The 18,990-nt window shown below is 41.6% G+C and carries 15 protein-coding genes; 7 read left to right on the top strand and 8 right to left on the bottom strand.

Going from position 1 to position 18,990, the window contains the following annotated elements; all coding sequences use genetic code 11:
- Position 1: 1 nt before the first annotated feature.
- Entirely contained in the window at positions 2-685 is a 684-nt protein-coding gene (locus tag ORD22_RS12490) for a DNA alkylation repair protein (RefSeq protein ID WP_317646366.1), read from the bottom strand.
- Between the two features lie 221 nt (positions 686-906).
- On the opposite strand from ORD22_RS12490, the gene ORD22_RS12485 reads away from it, so the two are divergent.
- From ORD22_RS12485 to ORD22_RS12470, 4 genes are all read left to right on the top strand, one after another.
- Entirely contained in the window at positions 907-2,307 is a 1,401-nt protein-coding gene (locus tag ORD22_RS12485; RefSeq protein WP_317646365.1) for an FAD-binding oxidoreductase, read from the top strand.
- Positions 2,304-3,296 (top strand): bile acid:sodium symporter family protein, encoded by a 993-nt coding sequence (locus ORD22_RS12480; RefSeq protein ID WP_317646364.1) that lies wholly within the window; start codon positions 2,304-2,306, stop codon positions 3,294-3,296. The genes ORD22_RS12485 and ORD22_RS12480 overlap by 4 nt, the downstream gene beginning before the upstream one ends.
- A gap of 339 nt (positions 3,297-3,635) precedes the next feature.
- Positions 3,636-4,448 (top strand): gluconate 2-dehydrogenase subunit 3 family protein, encoded by an 813-nt coding sequence (locus tag ORD22_RS12475; RefSeq protein ID WP_317646363.1) that lies wholly within the window; start codon positions 3,636-3,638, stop codon positions 4,446-4,448.
- A 25-nt stretch (positions 4,449-4,473) separates the two neighbouring features.
- Positions 4,474-6,228, top strand: a complete 1,755-nt coding sequence (locus tag ORD22_RS12470) for a GMC family oxidoreductase (RefSeq protein ID WP_317646362.1) — start codon at positions 4,474-4,476, stop codon at positions 6,226-6,228.
- Positions 6,229-6,275: 47 nt separating this feature from the next.
- On the opposite strand, the gene ORD22_RS12465 is transcribed toward ORD22_RS12470, so the two are convergent.
- The 4 genes from ORD22_RS12465 to ORD22_RS12450 all read right to left on the bottom strand — a co-directional run bounded on the left by ORD22_RS12465 (position 6,276) and on the right by ORD22_RS12450 (position 10,632).
- Complete coding sequence (locus tag ORD22_RS12465) at positions 6,276-7,634, bottom strand: S-layer homology domain-containing protein (protein ID WP_317646360.1); 1,359 nt, start codon at positions 7,632-7,634, stop codon at positions 6,276-6,278.
- Between the two features lie 115 nt (positions 7,635-7,749).
- The gene (locus tag ORD22_RS12460; RefSeq protein ID WP_317646359.1) at positions 7,750-8,823 is read right to left on the bottom strand and encodes a S26 family signal peptidase; all 1,074 of its coding nucleotides are present in this window, start codon (positions 8,821-8,823) and stop codon (positions 7,750-7,752) included.
- Positions 8,820-9,323, bottom strand: coding sequence for a sigma-70 family RNA polymerase sigma factor (locus tag ORD22_RS12455; protein WP_317646358.1), 504 nt, complete (start codon positions 9,321-9,323; stop codon positions 8,820-8,822). Before ORD22_RS12455 ends, ORD22_RS12460 begins: the two co-directional genes overlap by 4 nt.
- Positions 9,324-9,342: 19 nt before the next feature.
- Positions 9,343-10,632, bottom strand: a complete 1,290-nt coding sequence (locus tag ORD22_RS12450; RefSeq protein WP_317646357.1) for a polysaccharide deacetylase family protein — start codon at positions 10,630-10,632, stop codon at positions 9,343-9,345.
- Between the two features lie 280 nt (positions 10,633-10,912).
- Between ORD22_RS12450 and ORD22_RS12445 the strand changes: the two genes are divergently transcribed.
- Positions 10,913-12,079 carry an alanine dehydrogenase gene (locus tag ORD22_RS12445; RefSeq protein ID WP_317646355.1) on the top strand — a complete coding sequence of 389 codons (1,167 nt, stop codon included), beginning with the start codon at positions 10,913-10,915 and terminating at the stop codon, positions 12,077-12,079.
- Positions 12,080-12,310: 231 nt separating this feature from the next.
- Here ORD22_RS12445 and ORD22_RS12440 read toward each other — a convergent pair whose 3' ends face one another.
- Positions 12,311-13,906, bottom strand: coding sequence for a long-chain-fatty-acid--CoA ligase (locus ORD22_RS12440; RefSeq protein WP_317646354.1), 1,596 nt, complete (start codon positions 13,904-13,906; stop codon positions 12,311-12,313).
- A gap of 190 nt (positions 13,907-14,096) precedes the next feature.
- Here ORD22_RS12440 and ORD22_RS12435 point away from each other — a divergent pair, with 190 nt between their 5' ends.
- Positions 14,097-14,510: a hypothetical protein gene (locus tag ORD22_RS12435; protein WP_317646353.1), complete on the top strand. Its 414-nt coding sequence runs from the start codon at positions 14,097-14,099 to the stop codon at positions 14,508-14,510.
- On the opposite strand, the gene ORD22_RS12430 is transcribed toward ORD22_RS12435, so the two are convergent.
- Both ORD22_RS12430 and ORD22_RS12425 read right to left on the bottom strand, forming a co-directional pair.
- A complete protein-coding gene (locus tag ORD22_RS12430; protein ID WP_317646352.1) occupies positions 14,451-15,224 on the bottom strand; it encodes a hypothetical protein in 774 nt (257 codons plus the stop codon). The genes ORD22_RS12435 and ORD22_RS12430 overlap by 60 nt on opposite strands.
- Positions 15,225-15,354: 130 nt before the next feature.
- Positions 15,355-17,235, bottom strand: coding sequence for a hypothetical protein (locus ORD22_RS12425; RefSeq protein WP_317646350.1), 1,881 nt, complete (start codon positions 17,233-17,235; stop codon positions 15,355-15,357).
- Between the two features lie 420 nt (positions 17,236-17,655).
- Between ORD22_RS12425 and ORD22_RS12420 the strand changes: the two genes are divergently transcribed.
- Positions 17,656-18,765 carry a CapA family protein gene (locus ORD22_RS12420; protein ID WP_317646348.1) on the top strand — a complete coding sequence of 370 codons (1,110 nt, stop codon included), beginning with the start codon at positions 17,656-17,658 and terminating at the stop codon, positions 18,763-18,765.
- The last annotated feature ends 225 nt before the right edge of the window (positions 18,766-18,990 follow it).

Here is an 18,990-nt window from a genome sequence, read left to right as displayed (position 1 = left end):
ATTATATCTTCATCTCACGGATCACCGTCTTCACTTCCGGATTGACACGTGTAGACTCCGTAATTTTCTGCAAAGCTTTATTATATGTAAACTTATCTAACGAATGATCCCCTTTTAAATAACACATCGTCAATTCTGGAAACTTCACAAAACAAATCGACAAAGCCCAAGCGACTGCCATTTTTACGTAATAGCCTTCATGCTCCACACAATCGAGCAATGAAATCACACTATGAATCGTATCCATCTCTATATAATAATCTAGAAGCATCACAATACCAAAACGAAGCTCATACTCTTCATCCGAAATCAAATACGGCTGCAAGAAATTCCATACGCGTTCCTTATGTTGCTTCGTAATTTTCAAACTAGTACAAAAGCTATCACAAACGGACCAGTTATCAATCTTCGGCACAAACACCGTCACATAGGACAGGATTTCTTCTATATCGGCTTTAGCGTAACTTATTACTAGACCTTGCAACATAACTTCCTCAAAAGACTCATCGCTCGCTGTTGCTAAATAGCTTCGCCAATCTCCCTTAGCAACGTCCTTTGCTAGTTTCCGTAATGCTGGCATACGAACGCCTAACACATTATCGTTTGTCGGGATAAGCGCGGAAACAAATTTTTGATAATCTTCGTCGATTAATTGATGAATTTTTTCTTTAATTTCATTTTGCATATAATATTTCCTCTTCTCTTAGCTAATCATCAGTGAAACCCCTTACATTCATATTATTTGATTTTAACCATATCAGATGGGTAGTTTTCTAGCAATATATGCAATAATAACCTTTGTACAGTTCAGATTCTTTAGTATAATAGGATAACGATTAGTTAAATAACTCTAACCGATATAACTATTCACCATATAATAATTGTTTATTTAAGGGGCGAACTACGATGACCGTATCAACACAAGAAATAGTACAAGCTTTACAATCCGTATTAACAGAAGAACAAGTGACAGTAAATGAAACCGTGCGCGAACTACATGGAAAAGACGAATCCTACCATACGATGAAACTACCAGATATCGTCGTCTTCCCCACATCTACTGAAGATGTTAGTCAAATTATGAAAATTTCAACCAAACATCAAATTCCAATCATACCATTTGGCTTGGGCTCGAGTCTAGAAGGTCATGTCATTCCTGAAAACGGCGGCATCACCATCGACTTTTCACTTATGAACAATATTCTAGACGTACGTGCAGAAGACTTTTTAGTAACTGTTCAACCAGGCGTCACACGCTCTCAATTAAATAAAGTCTTAAAAAAGCACGGACTCTTTTTCTCTGTCGATCCAGGAGCAGATGCTACACTTGGCGGCATGGCAGCAACAAACGCGAGTGGGACAACTTCCGTTAAATACGGTGTTATGCGCGACCAAGTACGTGATTTGGAAGTCGTACTCGCGGATGGAACAATTATCCACACAGGAAATAAAGCCGCAAAATCTGCGTCAGGTCTTCATTTAAATGGACTCTTTGTAGGTTCTGAAGGTATCCTCGGTTGCTTTACCGAACTAACTTTACGCGTGTACGGAATTCCTGAATATACGACAGCAGCACGTGCGTCATTCCCGTCTGTCAATGACGCAGTAGAAGCAGTCGTTTCCATTTTGCAAGCGGGTATTCCAATTGCACGTGTTGAACTAGTTGATGAACCATCGATGAAACAAGTTAATCATTTTAGTGAAACGAACTATCAAGAAAAACCTACTTTGTTCTTAGAATTCCACGGTAACGAAGCTGGACTACAGCAAGACGTAGAATTCACAAAAGAAATTGTAGCTGATCATCATTGCGAAGAAGTCGAATTCGAGACTGATAACGCTGGACGTAACAGACTTTGGGAAGCTCGTCATAATTTGGCCTATGCTTTCATTCATGGAAATCCAGGAAAAAAATTGATGGTGACTGATGTTTGTTTACCCATCTCAGAGTTAGCGGACGCTGTGAATCATGCACGTGAAACTGTTAATTCTCTTAACATGCCCGCTGGAATTGTAGGTCATGTAGGTGATGGTAACTTCCACGTCTTATTGATGATGGATATGAATGATCCAGCAGAACGTGCTAAAGCGGATGAATTAAATGAACGAATCGTTCTCTATGCACTGGAACGTGGCGGCACATGCACTGGAGAACACGGTGTCGGTGTCGGTAAACAGAAATATCAACAACAAGAACACGGTGCGGCACTTGACGTTATGGAAAAAATCAAACGTGCACTTGATCCAGACAATTTACTCAATCCAAATAAAATACTTCAAATTAATTCTGAGGTAACAAAATTATGAAGGCGCTGGAAACTGTCAGTTCAATTGCTGGAAAGTACTTTGCCGTTTGGGTAATCATCACCGCTATTATCGCATTTATGTTCCCAACTCCCTTTTTAGGACTCGGCGCATATATTACGATTTTACTTGGTGTAGTCATGTTCGGAATGGGGCTAACGTTAAAAGCGGTCGACTTCAAAATCGTCTTGACGAATCCCTTCCCTGTACTAATTGGTGTAGCTGCGCAGTTCATCGTTATGCCACTTGTCGCTTTCGGTATTGCTTACTTACTAAAGTTGCCACCAGAACTTGCAGCTGGATTAGTACTTCTCGGATGTGTTCCAGGGGGTACCGCTTCTAACGTTATGGTATATCTAGCAAAAGGAAACCTCGCATTATCAGTTGCGATGACTTCCCTTTCTACACTATTAGCACCTATCGTTACTCCTTTATTATTACTATTGCTAGCTGGACAATGGTTGCCAGTGGATGCACTTTCCATGTTCAAATCGATTGTCCAAGTGATCATCGTACCGATCGTGTTGGGACTGCTCATTCAACGCTTCTTCCCTCGCGCTGTCGCGAAAAGCATCTCTGTTGTACCGCTTATATCGGTCGTAGCGATCTTGATTATCGTTTCCGCAGTCACTTCGGCTAACGCGGGAAACGTCGCAAGCTCAGGATTAATCGTGTTTATCGCAGTATTCCTGCATAATGGCTTTGGACTACTAATTGGCTATATGATTGCCCGTATGCTTGGCTTGAATGAAAATGACAGACGAGCGATTTCATTAGAAGTTGGTATGCAAAACTCCGGACTCGGAGTCGCTTTAGCCACTGCTCACTTCGGACCACTTGCTGCACTACCAAGCGGATGGGGTGCGATCTGGCATAATATTTCGGGACCAATTCTTGCGACGATCTGGTCGAAGAAGCCGATTGATAGTGACGTCGAAAAAGGGGCTACCATTCCCCATTCTTCTAGTCCAACATCACAAACGAATGAATAAACTATGTGTGCATGAACGTGGTAGAACATACATAGTTCCCAATCAAATATCCTTATTTTTATAGAAAAAGACATCCCTTCACGCTACTCGTCATGAAGGGATGTCTTTTATTTAGGATTATTTAGGATTAATACAGACACGCATTCCTCCCTTCCCTATCGCTCCGTCTACAAAATTAATTTTACTACAATAATTTTAATTTCAAGCCTCTACGGAAGATTAAGTCTAAATCATTGTACTTTTGGGTATATCTAAATATGTCACAGCTGGCAGAGTAAACCAAATAACTGTAATACTCTATAATCTTTTAAAGTTTTTAATTTATAAGGAGCGATTGTGATGGCGGATAAACAGCTACCGAGTAAGGAAAATGGAAAAACTGAGCATCAACAAGATTTGAGTCGGAGAAGTTTCTTGAAAAATACCGGATTAGTAGCTGGTGGATTGGTTGGAGGATCACTTTTTGGCGGTCTGATAACAGGCGGCTTAGACAAGAAAGATCAACACAATGGAGAAACCGAAAATGCGCATCCGAATAAAGGGTATGAAGCATTTCAAGCACGTCAGTTTTTCACACGCGAACACGATTTCAAATTATTGATGGCTTCCACAGAACAAATCCTTCCCGAAGATGAACTCGGCCCTGGTGCTATCAAATTGGGCGTACCGTATTATATCGACAAACAACTTGCCGGTCGCTGGGGTATAAATGGCTATGACTACCGACAAGGTCCCTTCGTGGCCAATTTAGACAAATCCGACCAAACAGCTGGTCCAGGCGGAGAACAATCGATTTTGGATCGGGGGAGTCTCTTTTTACTTGGCTTGCGGAAAATGGACGAGGAAAGCCAAAAAAGGTTCAGCATACCATTTGACGAAGCAAGCGAAGAACAACAAATCGAAATCATGACAGACTTTGAAGCAAACAACGTGAAAATGAAAGGCGTCAAAGCATCCGAGTTTTTCATCCTGTTGAAACAAGCGACATTGGAAGGTGCTTATTCTGATCCTCTCTATGGTGGAAACGTGAATATGGAAGGCTGGAAAATGAAGGAGTTCCCTGGCGCACAAGCCTCGTATGCTTCCTATATTGAACATGATGAATTTAAAAAACTAGATCCGATCAGTTTGAGAGACTATCAAGGACACTAAAGGACACTTACGAGGAGGACATAGTATGGTGAAAAAACTAGAAAAAGTAGAAGTCGTCATTGTCGGATCCGGCTGGGTCGGTGGAATTGCCGCAGCCGAATTGACGAAAGCAGGGCATAAAGTTGTCATTCTAGAACGTGGAAAAAATAAAAAGCATGAAGATTTCATCGGTACGAAAGACGAGTTGCGTTACTCCAAGCGGTATGATCTCATGCAGGAGCTGAATAAAGATACAATCACTTCAAGGAATTCGATAGACAAAGAAGCAATGCCCGTTCGAAACAATATGAATGCAAGACTCGGAAATCATACAGGTGGCGCAGGAGTTCACTGGAATGGTTTGGCGTTCCGTTGGTTGCCTTATGACTTTGAAATCTATAGCAAAACAGTTGAGCGCTATGGAAAAGATAAAATTCCGAAAGAATCGACTATGCAAGACTGGGGAATTACATATGACGAGCTGGAGCCGTATTATGATAAATACGAAAAAACAGCCGCCATCTCAGGCGAAGAAAGTCCGCTTGGTCCCCCACGTTCTGATAAGTACCCTCTTCCGCCGATGAAAGAAACACCAGCCATTCGGTTATTTACAGAAGCAACAAAAAATCTCGGCTATCATCCGTACCGAATTCCATCAGCCAACGCTTCACAAACGTATACTAATCCAGATGGTGAAACAATCAATGGATGTGTCTACTGTGCATTTTGTGAAGAATACGGCTGTGACTTCGGCGCAAAAGCTGATCCTATCATTACCGTACTGGCGACGGCACAAAAGACAGGTAATCTTGAAATCCGCAATGATTCATTCGTGAACCGTGTGAGCCATGACGGTAAGAAAGCTATTGGATTAGTTTATACTGACACGAATACAGGTGAAGTGTTCGAGCAACCTGCAGACATCGTAGTCCTTGCTGGATTTGTCTTTACGAATACGCGTCTATTGCTTACTTCAAAAATTGGACAACCTTATAATCCGAAAACAGGACAAGGGATGATCGGGAAGAATTTCACAGGCCACTTCAGTAATCTGTCAACGTATATCGGGGCTCGTGGATTCTTTGAAAATAAAAAGTTTAATAACTTTATGGGTACCGGAGGGCTAGGTGCAACGATCGATGACTTCAGTGGAGATTACGAAGATCATACGAATCTCGACTTCTTGCATGGGTACGAAGTGCATTACAGTCAGCTAGGTACACGTCCAATCGCACATAACTCAGTTCCTGAAGGCACGCCAGGATGGGGCAAAGAATTTAAAAAGCAGTCGTTGAAATATTTCAACCGAAACTTGTTTATCACTGCGCAAAGCGGCTTCCTACCAAACAAGGATACGTATATGGATCTTGACCCTACGTATAAAGATGCACTCGGCAATCCTCTTTTGCGAGTAACCGTCACCTACGCGAAACAAGACATCGCCCGAGCAAAAGCTGGAGTAGCGCGTTGTGCAGAAATAATGAAAGAAATGGGCGCAGATACAATGAATGTCGATGTCGTCAAAGATGATACTGTATTCGATCATAAATTCTACACCGATCACTTCTTCGGCGGTGCGATTATGGGTGCGGACCCTGCAACGTCCGCTGTCAATACGTACTCCCAAATGTGGGATATGGAAAATCTGTTTGTTGTAGGGGGCTCATCATTCCCGCATACCGGTAATTATAATCCAACGGTTACGATTGGCGCATTTGCCTACCGTGCAGCAGAAGGTATGATCACCTACTTAAAAGAAGGTGGCAATCTTGCTACTAAACAGCTTGAGAAAAATGCATAAATTCAAAACGCCTCCCCCTGTTCATTACACAGGATGAAGGCGTTTCTTTACTTCTTCAATGGATAGTTCTTCCCTTTTTGATCCGTTACGACTAACTGTGTTTCAGTTACATACATATCTTTTGCCAAGACATTAGACAGCTTGCTAGTTTTTTTATCAAGTAAGCTATACTTATACACGCCTGTTTTATTGAAATAATACATCGTCGAGTGATCAAATAAAACCGATTTATTATTTTGATTTACTTGAACATGTTTCGGTGTGAACGCTACATTATCGAAAATCACACGGGCATCGAAAACGTATTCTTTTCTCTTATCCTTCCCGTCTAGCGTGGCAGAATAGAGCACGAGTGGATCATCTAGTGGCGGATTCGGATTGAACGAGTAATCGAAATAACGCGCTTTATTTTTTTCATTCGTATAGTACATCCGGTCATTCCAGATAAACAGATTGCGGAACGATAAGTCATTCGGTTGATCCATGAAAGTTAACTCTTCGCCGCTCGTTTTTAACTTCATTAGCGCGTAGGACATTGGCATCTCACTCATTTCACCAACTGCATACCAATAAGGAATGAAAATCTCATCATTATAAAGGATGAGCTGGAAACCATTAAGTAAATATACTTGGAACGTATCATTTCTCGGTGTATCTTCTGGTCTAATTAACACTTCACGAGCACCAGTCTTAACCTGTTCTTTCATCAGCTTATACGAATAGTCACTCTTACTTATAGTATAGGAGAAACCATTTTGCTCAACGGTTTTCCCTTTCGTACTGACATAGGAGTGGTAGCTGCTGAGCTTCATCGAATCATCAAGTGTACGAACGAGAAATGCAGAAAACTGTGCTCGCGTAACTGAATTGGCTGGCATATACCTTCCTTCCGATCCACCTGCGATACGTTGTTTTGCGATTCCGTTAATATCTTGATACGCCCAGTGTGCCGGTGTCACATCGACAAATGTTGCTTGTTTATCGAGTGGTATGTTGAATGAACGTCGCAAAATCGCAGCCATTTGCGCACGTGTTGTTTCTTCGCCAGGACGCATAAATCCATCGTCCCCACGCAGAATGCCTTTTTCATTTACCGTCGCAAGAATCTGGTAATAAGAAGACTTTTTCGACACATCCTTGAACTGGACCGTCGGATTTTTTACGAGTGGAATTTTTAACGCTTTGATTAGCATTGCGGACGCCTGTGCACGTGTGATTGGTTCATTCGGTTTAAATGTACCGTCCGGATAACCCCCGATAATATTCTGCTCAGACAAATACATAATTTCTTTCTTTGCCCAGTGTTGATCTACATCAGAAAACGTAGTTGCCGCGCGTACTTGGAATGGAGTAGCTGAGAAAATAAGCAACAATGTCGTGAATACTATACGTAGTTTATGTTTCAACAGGACCATCCTCCTTTTAGTCATTTTTCAATTAAAACTAGGCAGGCGTATCTATATAGCGAGCGGTTGGTTGACAGCTTCTGAAAAGTCTACCCACCTAGTTTCAACTGACATATTACTCTTCTACAACCCAGCGTCCCGAGCTCGCATCCCTTCCCATAGTGAATACAAGCTCAGCAACGCCTTGTCGTCCGTAGTGATAACGTATTTCTACTTGATTGTCAGATAACACGGTCACTTTTCGATAAGAAGCTTCTAAAAACATCTCCGGTTTGCGACTGATTTGTGTAAATCCAGTAGTTTGCGGCAAATCACGTGAGCCAAATAATTCATCATATAAATATACATCAAAAGTTTGCTCTGGCGTGTAGTCACCGGTAAGCTGTCCGGACAAATAGTCTAAGTATACAGATTCCGTTTTCTCCTCCGTTGCTACGCCTACTACTTGCCCATAAATTTTATGCACTGGCGTAATCGTCGCTCCCTGTACTGTTTCTCTCATAGGGAAATGATTCAATAAAAAATATTCCCGCGCATTTAACAGCTGATCGTAACCTCCAGCAATCTGAATATTTTGTTCCTTATAACGTTTCATAATATTTGTTTCTAGCGGTTTTCCATTTATAGTAAGTTCCCCATTTTTCAATACGACACGGTCTCCTGGAATCGCAACGACCTCATAATAGACATTATCAAATGTTGGTAAATGGCTCGATGTATTAGTCATCGTCCGCACTACGTCGCCTGCTTCATAGACAATATCATCAAATAGGTTGGCTTGACGTTCAATTACCGTATGAAACGTATCTGAACTCCCTTGTAACGCAAATGATGTTTTATCGACATAATTAAGACCATCGACAGTATCAAAATGGGGTAGCTTCGCGAATTCTTCATAATCGATACTAGATAACATCTGCTTTTTCTGCAGTGCTGAAATTTGCGCCATATCATCTAGCGGATCATATGGAACCCCACGTCCTTCATCGGATGAAAGTAGGTTGGAAGGGATGAATGTCATAATCAGCAATAGCGCAACTACAGGTAGAGCAGCAGTGACGACTAACACGCGCCATGAATGCTTTTTACTTGTCGGCTGTAACTCTTCATGCACACGCTGCTTAATCCGTTTTTCTTGTTCCGATGTATCGCCCATCATTTGATCCAACTTACGTTTAAAATCACTCATATTCTCGCCCCCTCCTCTTCCTCTTCATCGAAGAACTCCTTCAGTTGTTGCTTTGCCCTTCGTAAGCGCGTTTTCACCGTATTTTCATTTAGCTCCAAGTACGCCGCAATCTCCGCTATAGATTGCTCATCATAATAAAATAAAATTAACGGCTCACGATACTTTAATGGCAGCTGAAAAAGATGTTTTTCAAGTGAAGCGAGTCGTTCTTGCTCGAGCAGTACTTCTTCTGTACTTTTTGTTGAAACAAAAATCGTATCAAATAATACATCCTTTTTATGCTTCCACGAACGCAAATAATCTTTTGCACGGTTAGCTGTCATTTTCGTTAAATAGGTTTTTAATGAAGCTTCGTTACGAAACTGGTCGCTTTTTTGAAAGTACGTGACAAATACTTCTTGTACGACATCCTCTGCTGTTGACCAATTTTTCACGTATAAATAAGCGATGCGTACTAAATAACGGGAATGCTCATTCATAATTTGATCCATTTCATTCATGTACGTTAGTCACTCTCTTCTATGGCCACGTCATGTCCCCATCCACATACGTAGCAAATTGCTCAAATGATCTTTTTTCTGTCACGCCAAATCGATTCACTTCATAATTCGAAGTAGCCATCGTCGCATAGCCTTCAACCGTCGTATAGCCGATTAATAGTCCGACTTCTTTAGCCGCTGCAATAAATTGTTCATTGTACTGACCGTATGGATACGCTATGGAAACAGCTGTTGGTACGTTTTTTAAATTCTCTCGTAAATCCCCGAGTATTTCTTCTTGTGTATGATCAAATACCACACCTAGATTCGTAGCGTGATTGAGTTCATGTAACTCGCTCGTATGCGCTTCAAACTGAAACACATCTTTCAACTTTTCTAAATCTGTAGCCGTTAAATAGGTTAACAGTCCGCCTCCGTCGAATGCCGGTGCTCCCTTTCCTCGATCCATGCGTGAAGAGATCATATGATGCGGTGCAGTAAATCCGTATTTCCGTAAGACAGGATAGGCATAGTCTTTCGCTGATTCTAAACCATCGTCGAATGTAATGACAATCGCTTGGCTCGGTACAACGAGGCGCCCTTCTAAATAATTATAGAGCTGTTGTGAGGTCAGTGTCGTAAACTGCTGATCCGCTAAATACCCCATCTGCTGTTCAAAACTTTCCAAAGAAATCGTGCTCATTGTCGTTTGCATCATGGCGCGTGGTAGTACTTGGTGATATACAAGCACAGGCAATCCCTTGTCTAACACAACGGACTGCTTACGTATGTATCCCGGTCGTTCACCTATTTTCATGATATACCAATCTTCTAGTTCCTGTACGACTGGATAACGATAACCTGCTTCTAATCGCAGCAACACATCACTTTCTAAGTCAGCGTCTGTATACACTATCGTTGTTTCAAGCGTTTCTACCGCCGCGAATCGCTCTGCATAAACAGATGGCAATACTTTTTGTTTCTCAATCATGCCCCGACCTTTAGGAATAAAAGCAGTCATTTTCCCTAAGCGAAGCTCATAATACGCCTCATCTTCACCTGTAATCGCAACTGGTTGATCCGCCTCTACTACCCCGATTTGGACAAGATTTTCCGCCATCATATAGATCGGCTGTCGCTCTTGCAGTGTTAACACCCGTTCAAATTCTCTATCCGAAACCATCCGTTCACTTTGAACCGTTTGGGCAAACACCGTTCCTTGCTGCTCTTGGAAAAGAGGCACTTCATTCAAATTCCAATTCACACCATTACTTATTATAAATAAAATTGCACTAACAAGTAATAGCCCGCAGCTATACATTTTCTTCATTCGTATACCTCCACTGTCATTTAAGTACCGTACAGACGGAGAACTTCAGAAAAAGTTTCAACTGATTAAAAAAACTTTTATAGCTGATCTTTTCTTATAGATTCCCTTTTACTTCTAAGCATAGAATTTAACTATCTATTGTATCTGACTAGTTGTTGTTCTAGTATTAGCGATAAGATTCTCTCACCTCTGAATTTTTGAGAACTGTGGTGTAGAATGTGTTTTTATCTTTTGACCATACGTGTTAAAAGTACTACTAGATGATTTAGGAGGAATGAAAATGATATTTGGTGTATTGAAAGATCGGAAAGTTGGAGAGTATAGAGTAATTGCAACTCCGGTAGAAGTGAGTACGATTAAAGCGGATGGTCATACAGTACTTGTTGAACGAGATGCTGGTCTACTGGCTGGATTTACGAACGAGGAATACGAAAAACATGGTGCTGAAATAATAGAAACAATGGAAGAGATGTATGAACGATCCGATCTATTAGCAAAAGTAAAAGAGATTGAAGAAGCAGAATACACATTATTAAGAGAAAACCAAATTATTTATACGTGTATTCACCCGGCAGCGCATGAACAACAAGTTCAAGCGATTTTGGATAGTAAATGTATTGCATTTACCGCAGAAGATTCTCATCGTTTTGGTTCTGTAAACTGTGAAGCAGCGGGCAAACAAGGTGCGTTAATGGGCTTGCAAGCGATGTTAACGATTAACGGTGGAAAAGGGAAATTTGTTAGTGGGCTCGCGGGGGCTCCAGGTATGAAAGTTCTGATTCTTGGCGGAGGACTAGTCGGAAAATCTGCATTGCAAGTCCTTCATTCATTAGGGGCTTGGTGTACAGTAATGGATATTAACTTCGGAACGTTAAGAGAAATTGGTCAACAATACAACGAAAAAGTACATACACAATTATCAACAAAGCAAAACATTGCAAAATTACTGCCAGAAATCGATATGGTCATTAACTGTGTGAAATGGCCAAAAGGAAATAAAGATTATCTAATCGATCGAGACATGCTTCATTTGATGGAAAAGGGCTCAGTGATTGTTGATATTAGTAATGACACAGATGGTGCAATTGAGTCATTTCGTGAGACGACTCATGAAAATCCAACATATATTGAAAATGGCGTGGTCCATTATTGTGTCAGTAATATTCCAGGAGCGATTGCAAACTCTACAAGCGTAGCCTATGCTGCATCCGTACTAGGCCATCTGCGATCCATTTTAAATTTTGGTGTACAAGAAGCTTGTATAAAAGACGGCTACTTACGACGTAGCCTTACAGCATATAAAGGGTATCTAACACATGAGGAAACAAGTGCAGTGCAAAATAGACCATGGATCCAACCAAAAGACATTCTGAATATCGCACAAGAAAACCTAGACCCTGCCCCACCAGCAACAGTTACAAAATCGAATAACTTTATAAAAATGTAATATGAAAAATGGGTTTTAGCTTGTACGCTCCAATCCCTTGTCTAGAAACGCAAACAAAAAATAAAGCAAGAAAAAGAAGTTGCCGCTCTTAATTGAGCAGCAACTTCTTTTGATTTTGGTCAGTACATTTATTTTCATTCAAAGTATTGGCTCATTACTAGTAAGATATTCATCCAATGACTATCTGTAAACAAATCGTTGTCGAGCCATACATAGATAGGCTTGCCGCTTTTAATTAACTAACCTACCTGACTTGCCCACCTTCTCCCAATACTCTTCACGAATTTGCACTTTTTGAATTTTCCCAGATGCGGTTTTCGGAAGTTCCTTCACAAATGTAACGCCAGTGACTGCTTTGAAATGAGCGAGATTGGCTCGTGAGAAGTCGATAATATCCTGCTCAGTTGCCTCGGCACCATTGCGTAATACAATGAATGCATGCGGTGTTTCTCCCCACTTTTCATGTGGCACAGCAATGACAGCTGCTTCAAGTACAGCAGGGTGATCATAAAGCACACCTTCTACTTCTATAGAAGAGATATTTTCACCACCACTGATGACGACATCTTTTTTACGATCCACGATATTAATATAGCCATATTCATCTACCGTTCCCACATCGCCTGTCATCATGTAGCCGTTACGCAATACTTCATCAGTCGCTTCTTTATTTTTCCAATAGCCTTTCATGACACCATGACTCCGAACGGTAATTTCACCAGATTGCTTCCCATCATGAACAACTTCTTCACCATAATCATCCACTACTCGAACATCCGCACCAATCATCGGATACCCTGCTTTTGCCTTGAGTTGTATTTTCTCCTGATCTGACAAATGCGCCACAGTCGAGCGGATCGTAGAAAACAGACTGAACGGAGATGTTTCCGTCATGCCATATACTTGAATGAATTCCCAGCCAAGTTCTTCTTCCACTCGTGAAATGAATGATGGTGGAGGCGCTGAACCCGCCACAATGACACGAATTTTATGATCAAATGTCGGTTGGTGTTCTTCGCAATACTGAAAAATCGCATTCAGAACAGCAGGCGCCATATGCAAAATCGTTACCTTATACTTTTGAATCGCTTCAATAATTGTTTGCGGTGACGTTTTACGGAAGCAAATTTGTGATGCGCCGTTCGCAGTATAATAAAATGGGGATCCCCAGCCATTTACATGGAACATCGGCAACACGTGAAGCAAGACATCTTCATCTGTCACACGTAAATGATGCATCGCACTCATCGCATGTAAATAATTATTCCGATGTGTCAACATAACCCCTTTCGGATTACCCGTCGTGCCACTCGTATACAGCAAACTGCAGACATCATCCTCCTGCACATCTTCACGGTCAAATGGTTCATCTGAGAAAGACGCGAGCCACTGATCATAACCTAGCGCATCCGTTTCATCATTTTTGTAATGAACAATAATCTTCTGCACCGTTTCCAGCTGTTGCTCTATCGGCTGAATATGTGCATATAACTCTTGATCCACAAACAACACTTTCGATTCACTATGATTCAATATGAATAAATAATCTTCAGGCTTCAGCCGCGTATTTAGCGGAACCATGACAGCGCTTACTTGATACAACCCATAAAATCCTTCAAGCATTTCAATAGAGTTTCCGCATAAATATGCGACATGATCTTCTTTCCCAACACCGAGGCTGCGTAATCCGCGTGATAGTTGGTTCACTCGTCCGTTAAACTGTGCGTATGTAAAAGAACGATCTTCATCACCGAAAATCGCTTCTTTATCACCGTAAAGCGAAACCGCACGATCTAGAAATTGTGTTAAGACTAATGGAACATTCATATGAATCCCTCCTTCTATTATTTTATTATATAAGAAATACCACTAACATTCCAATGTTTCAGATAATTATAACAACCTGGTTGTAGAACCCCTCCTAAAAACATTAAGCTAAAAGCGATTGGTTTCGGATTAATCTTCAACCGACACCGTGGTATAGTATAACAACTCACAAAATAGAGGAGGGACGTAATTGTGTAAGAAAAGCATTCCTTGGATTATCGCGACTGTTCTATTGATTGCATGGCTTAGTTTGTTTTTTATGAATCGGGCAACCGAAGATCTTGTACTAGGGAAGAAGATTGAAGAGCTTGCGAAAAGCGGTACAACAGAAATTCCACTCTCTTCTTTAACCGATTTCGACTGGGATCAAGCATTGGTTTACGGCCCTTATACAACAGAGGACGTCATCGAAGAATCTTTGAATATCCAATTTAAAGGGAGTACGCATGGAATTGAATCACTGGAAGACCGATTCTTACTTGTCTTTGCAAAGGATAACCACGCAGTGAAAACCGTTCCCCTATCAAGAATGCCAGGTGATTATTCAGAGAAGAACGGTAGGCTGACCCCCGAAAATGATGTATTGATTGTTACTCGGCGTTAATGGGGCTCGCGAGGATGCTGGAGAGATGCTTTCTATGAGCGCGAGGATGCGGGCTATGAGCGGGGACTCAATTTCTATGAGCGCGGACACACTTTCTATGAGCGGGGACACGCTTTCTATGAGCGCGGGGATGGGTTCTATGAGCGGGGACACGCTTTCTATGAGCGCGAGAACGGAGGCTATGAGCGCGGACACGCTTTCTATGAGCGCGGGAACGGCGGCTATGAGCGCGGACTCACTTTCTATGAGCGCGGACTCACTTTCTATGAGCGCGGACTCACTTTCTATGAGCGCGGACTCACTTTCTATGAGCGCGGGGATGGGTTCTATGAGCGGGGACACGCTTTCTATGAGCGCGGGGACGGCGGCTATGAGCGGGGACACGCTTTCTATGAGCGCGGGGATGCGGGCTATGAGCGGGGACACGCTTTCTATGAGCGCGGGGACGGCGGCTATGAGCGGGGACACGCTTTCTATGAGCGCGGGGACGGCGGCTATGAGCGGGGAATCGCTTTCTATGAGCGCGAGAACGGGTTCTATGAGCGGGGACTCGCTTTCTATGAGCGCGGGGATGGTGTCTATGAGCGGGGACTCAATTTCTATGAGCGCGAGGATGCGGACTATGAGCGGGGACACGCTTTCTATGAGCGCGGGGATGCGGGCTATGAGCGGGGACACGCTTTCTATGAGCGCGGACACACTCCACAAATACAAACAAAAAAACAGAGCTGCCTAGAAAAATCATGATGACAGACTTCTCTAGACACCTCCGCGATTAAGCTTTTAATATATCCACAACCAGCGAACTCTTACTATCTCTCCCAAACATTCTTCCCATTACGATCTAAACGTCTGCGATATACCCATTTCGATCGTACCCCTCTTCATCGTAGCCGGCTTGATCATAGCCCTCTTCATCAGTGTAACCGCCACTCAGATGAAGGCCTTGGGGAGTAAAACCATTTCTATCAAAACCTTTCGTATCATACTTTGTTCCATTCAAGTGCTTACCTTCACGATTAAACCCTCTGCGATCAAAGCCGAATCTTGTATAACCTTCTCGATTAAAGCCATTCGCATCGTAACCTAGTTTATTAAAACCTTCCCGATCATAGCCTTGTAAGTTAAATCCTTTTCGACTATAGCCTTGTCTATCAAAGCCTAGTTTATTAAAGCCTTCTCGATTATAACCGTCTTGATCGATGCCTAAACGATTAAAGCCCTCTTGATCATAACCTTGTCTATCATAACCTTGTATATTATAGCCCGACACATTATATCCCTCTATATCATACCCGTGTCGATTATATCCATCTCGGTCATAGCCTTCTTTGTTAAAACCTCTTTTATTGTAACCTTCTCGATCATAGCCTTCTTTATCATACTGTTCTTCACTGATGTGGTTGCCTTCTAGCGTAAAGCCCCTTCTATCAACACCACTTTTATTAAAGCCTGTTTCATCATAGCCCTCATAATCATACCCCTGCTCATCATAGCGACTTCCATTCTTATGAATGCCTTGTGAATTAAAGCCATTTCTATCAAAACCTTTAGCATCATACTTCGTTCCGTTCGCATGATTACCTTCACGACTAAAGCCGTTTACATCACGCCCCGCTTTATCATAGCCTTCTTTATCGAAGCCATTTACGTCGTAGCCTTGTTTATTAAAACCTTCTTTATTGTACCCATGTATAGTAAATCCATTTCGTCCAAAGCCTTCCCGATTGTATCCGAAACGGTTAAAGCCCTCACGATTATAGCCTTCTTTATCGATACCCGCACGATTAAACCCATCCACATCGTACCCTTGCCTGTCATAGCCCTGAATATTAAAGCCCGATGCTTTGTATCCCTCTTTATCGTAACCGTGTTTATCATAGCCGTTCTTATCATAGCCTTCTTTGTTAAAACCATTCCGATTAAAACCGTTCCGATCATAGCCAAATCGATCATATGTTATTTCACTAATATGTTTGCCTTCCCGGTTGAAACCATTTTTATCGTAGCCTCGTTTATTATAGCCTGTTTTATCATGACCAGCTGAATCATAGCCGTCCTCATCATAAAGACTTCCATTCAAATGAATGCCCTGTAAATTAAACCCTCTTTTATCATAGGCCGTCCCATTTGCGTGTTTACCTTCACGATTAAACCCTCTTCGATCATAACCGAATTTCGTATAGCCTTCTCGATTAAAACCATTGATGTCATAACCTAGTTTAGTAAAACCTTCCCGATCGTATCCTTGTCTAGTATATCCATTTTTATCAAAACCGTCTCGATTATAGCCCTGTTTATTGAAGCCTTCCTTATTGTAGCCCTCTACGTCATAGCCTTCTTTATTAAATCCGTGCTTATGAAAGCCCTGTCTATTATAGCCATCCGCATTATATCCTTCTTCATCATACCCATGGACATTATAGCCATGTTTATTAAAGCCTCGTTCATTATAGCCATAACGATTGAAGCCTTCCCGATTAAATCCGTGCTTATTAAAACCGGTCGCTTTATAACCTTCCGCATCGTATCCTTGATTATTATAGCCATTTTTATCAAAACCTTGTTCATTAAAGCCATACATATCAAAACCGCTCGAATTATAACCTTTCGCATTGAAACCATGACGATTATAACCATCCTTGTTAAAGCCCTGTCTGTCGTAGCCTTCACGATTATAGACCCGCTCAACTGGTTGGTCTTTCAACGGATCAAAGAAGTCCATACTCTACCTCCGAAAATAAATTATTAATTTTATATCGCTACGCATTATGTAATAGAACGAATAGATGCTATAACCCTAGTATATAACAAGATAGTCTATTTGAGTTGTAAATTACAAATCGAGGAGAATCTTGTACCTTTCAATCGAATATTGGCATAGATCAAACGCTAGATGGTATATAATTCTCGAGGATTAATTAGTCAATGGAAACTGAACTTTTATATGCTATTTTGGAATAGTATATATACCCTTGATTGATGTGGTACAATTAGATGATTTTAATGAAAGATGGCACTTTTTATAGTGTACTTATGAAGATAATATGCGTACGAGGTTTACACGACAGTAACGAGTAGTTTATCGTGTGATATGTTCAGAAATACTCTGTCAACCCGGTATGTAGATGTGGAGTGAATTATCGTGAAGCTAAGATGGATGGTCGCTATACTGGGTGTAGTTTCCATACTATGCGCTTATATGCTATGGATCGACTATAACGAAAGAGAGTACGCGATCCCTGTCGATCAGAGCGCAGAAAAACCGACAGAAAAAGTTGAAGAACAAACAGAAGGTAAAATAGAACGAGCTGTCATTCATACGGCAACTATAGGAATGATTGGGGATGTACTATTGCATAATCCAATCTATAAATATCCTAGCTTTGATTTTGCGTTTGAAGCGGTGAAAGACAAATTGGAAGGTATCGATTTCTTACTGGCGAACCAAGAATCAATGCCGGGTGGTGTGGAACTTGGGCTAGCTACCTATCCGAAGTTTAATAGTCCGAAACATATCATTCGCGACCTTCAAACGGCTGGCGTCGATATGCTTACATTCGCCAACAATCATACGTTTGATAAGGGAGAGATTGGCGTACGGAACTCTATTAAGCATGCCAAAGAGTACGGGATGCCCTATGTGGGAGCTTATGAATCATTCAAAGATCGCAAGACGCATCGAGTGGTGGATGTGAATGGTATTAAGGTTGGTATTTTGGCATATACGTACGGAACAAATGTCGAGCTAGATTTATTCGATAAAGAATATTTGGTTAACTATATCGACCGGGACCGAATTACGATGGAACTAGAGCAGATTAAGCCTTTAGCGGACGTTGTTATCGTCTCTTTGCACTGGGGCCCAGAATATGTGCTTGAAACATCTGAAGCACAAGAAGAACTCGCACAGTTTGTAGCGGATGCTGGCGCAGATGTGATTTTCGGCCATCACACACATGTATTGCAGCGCTATGATGAAATTGATGATACGAAAGTATTTTATTCGCTCGGTAACTTTTATTCCGCACAACCTTTTGAATACACGAACTTTGGTGGAATTGCTAGGCTTACTGTGACGAAAGAGCAGACCGGTGATGCAACAAAAATTACAATTTACAATCCACGCTTTTTCCCAACTGGCGTAGTGAAGGATCCGCACAATCGCTTTAAAGTCGTGCCGCTACGTGACGCTAGGACGATTCCTTACAGTGAGGATTGGGTAGAGAATCATGTTGGCGTGCCGATTTGGTGAGGAATTGACATACTGTCTTTGATTAAGTTTGCATGGAACTCGACATAGTTTACGAGGAACTTGTGTAAGAACAATGAAAACATTGAAAAACTCTCAAACCAATAAATCGGCTTGAGAGTTTTCGGCTTACATACTATTGCAATTTAGTGTTGCTTAATCCATATAATGAAAAGCTCAATGTACCAACGGTTTTTATACGTTCTAAAACAATCTGATTAAAACTGT

This window comes from Sporosarcina sp. GW1-11 (assembly GCF_033088395.1).
Classification (GTDB): Bacteria; Bacillota; Bacilli; order Bacillales_A; family Planococcaceae; genus Sporosarcina.
The sequence above is the reverse complement of the archived record's forward strand: the minus strand, read 5'-3'. Positions and strand labels throughout refer to the sequence as shown.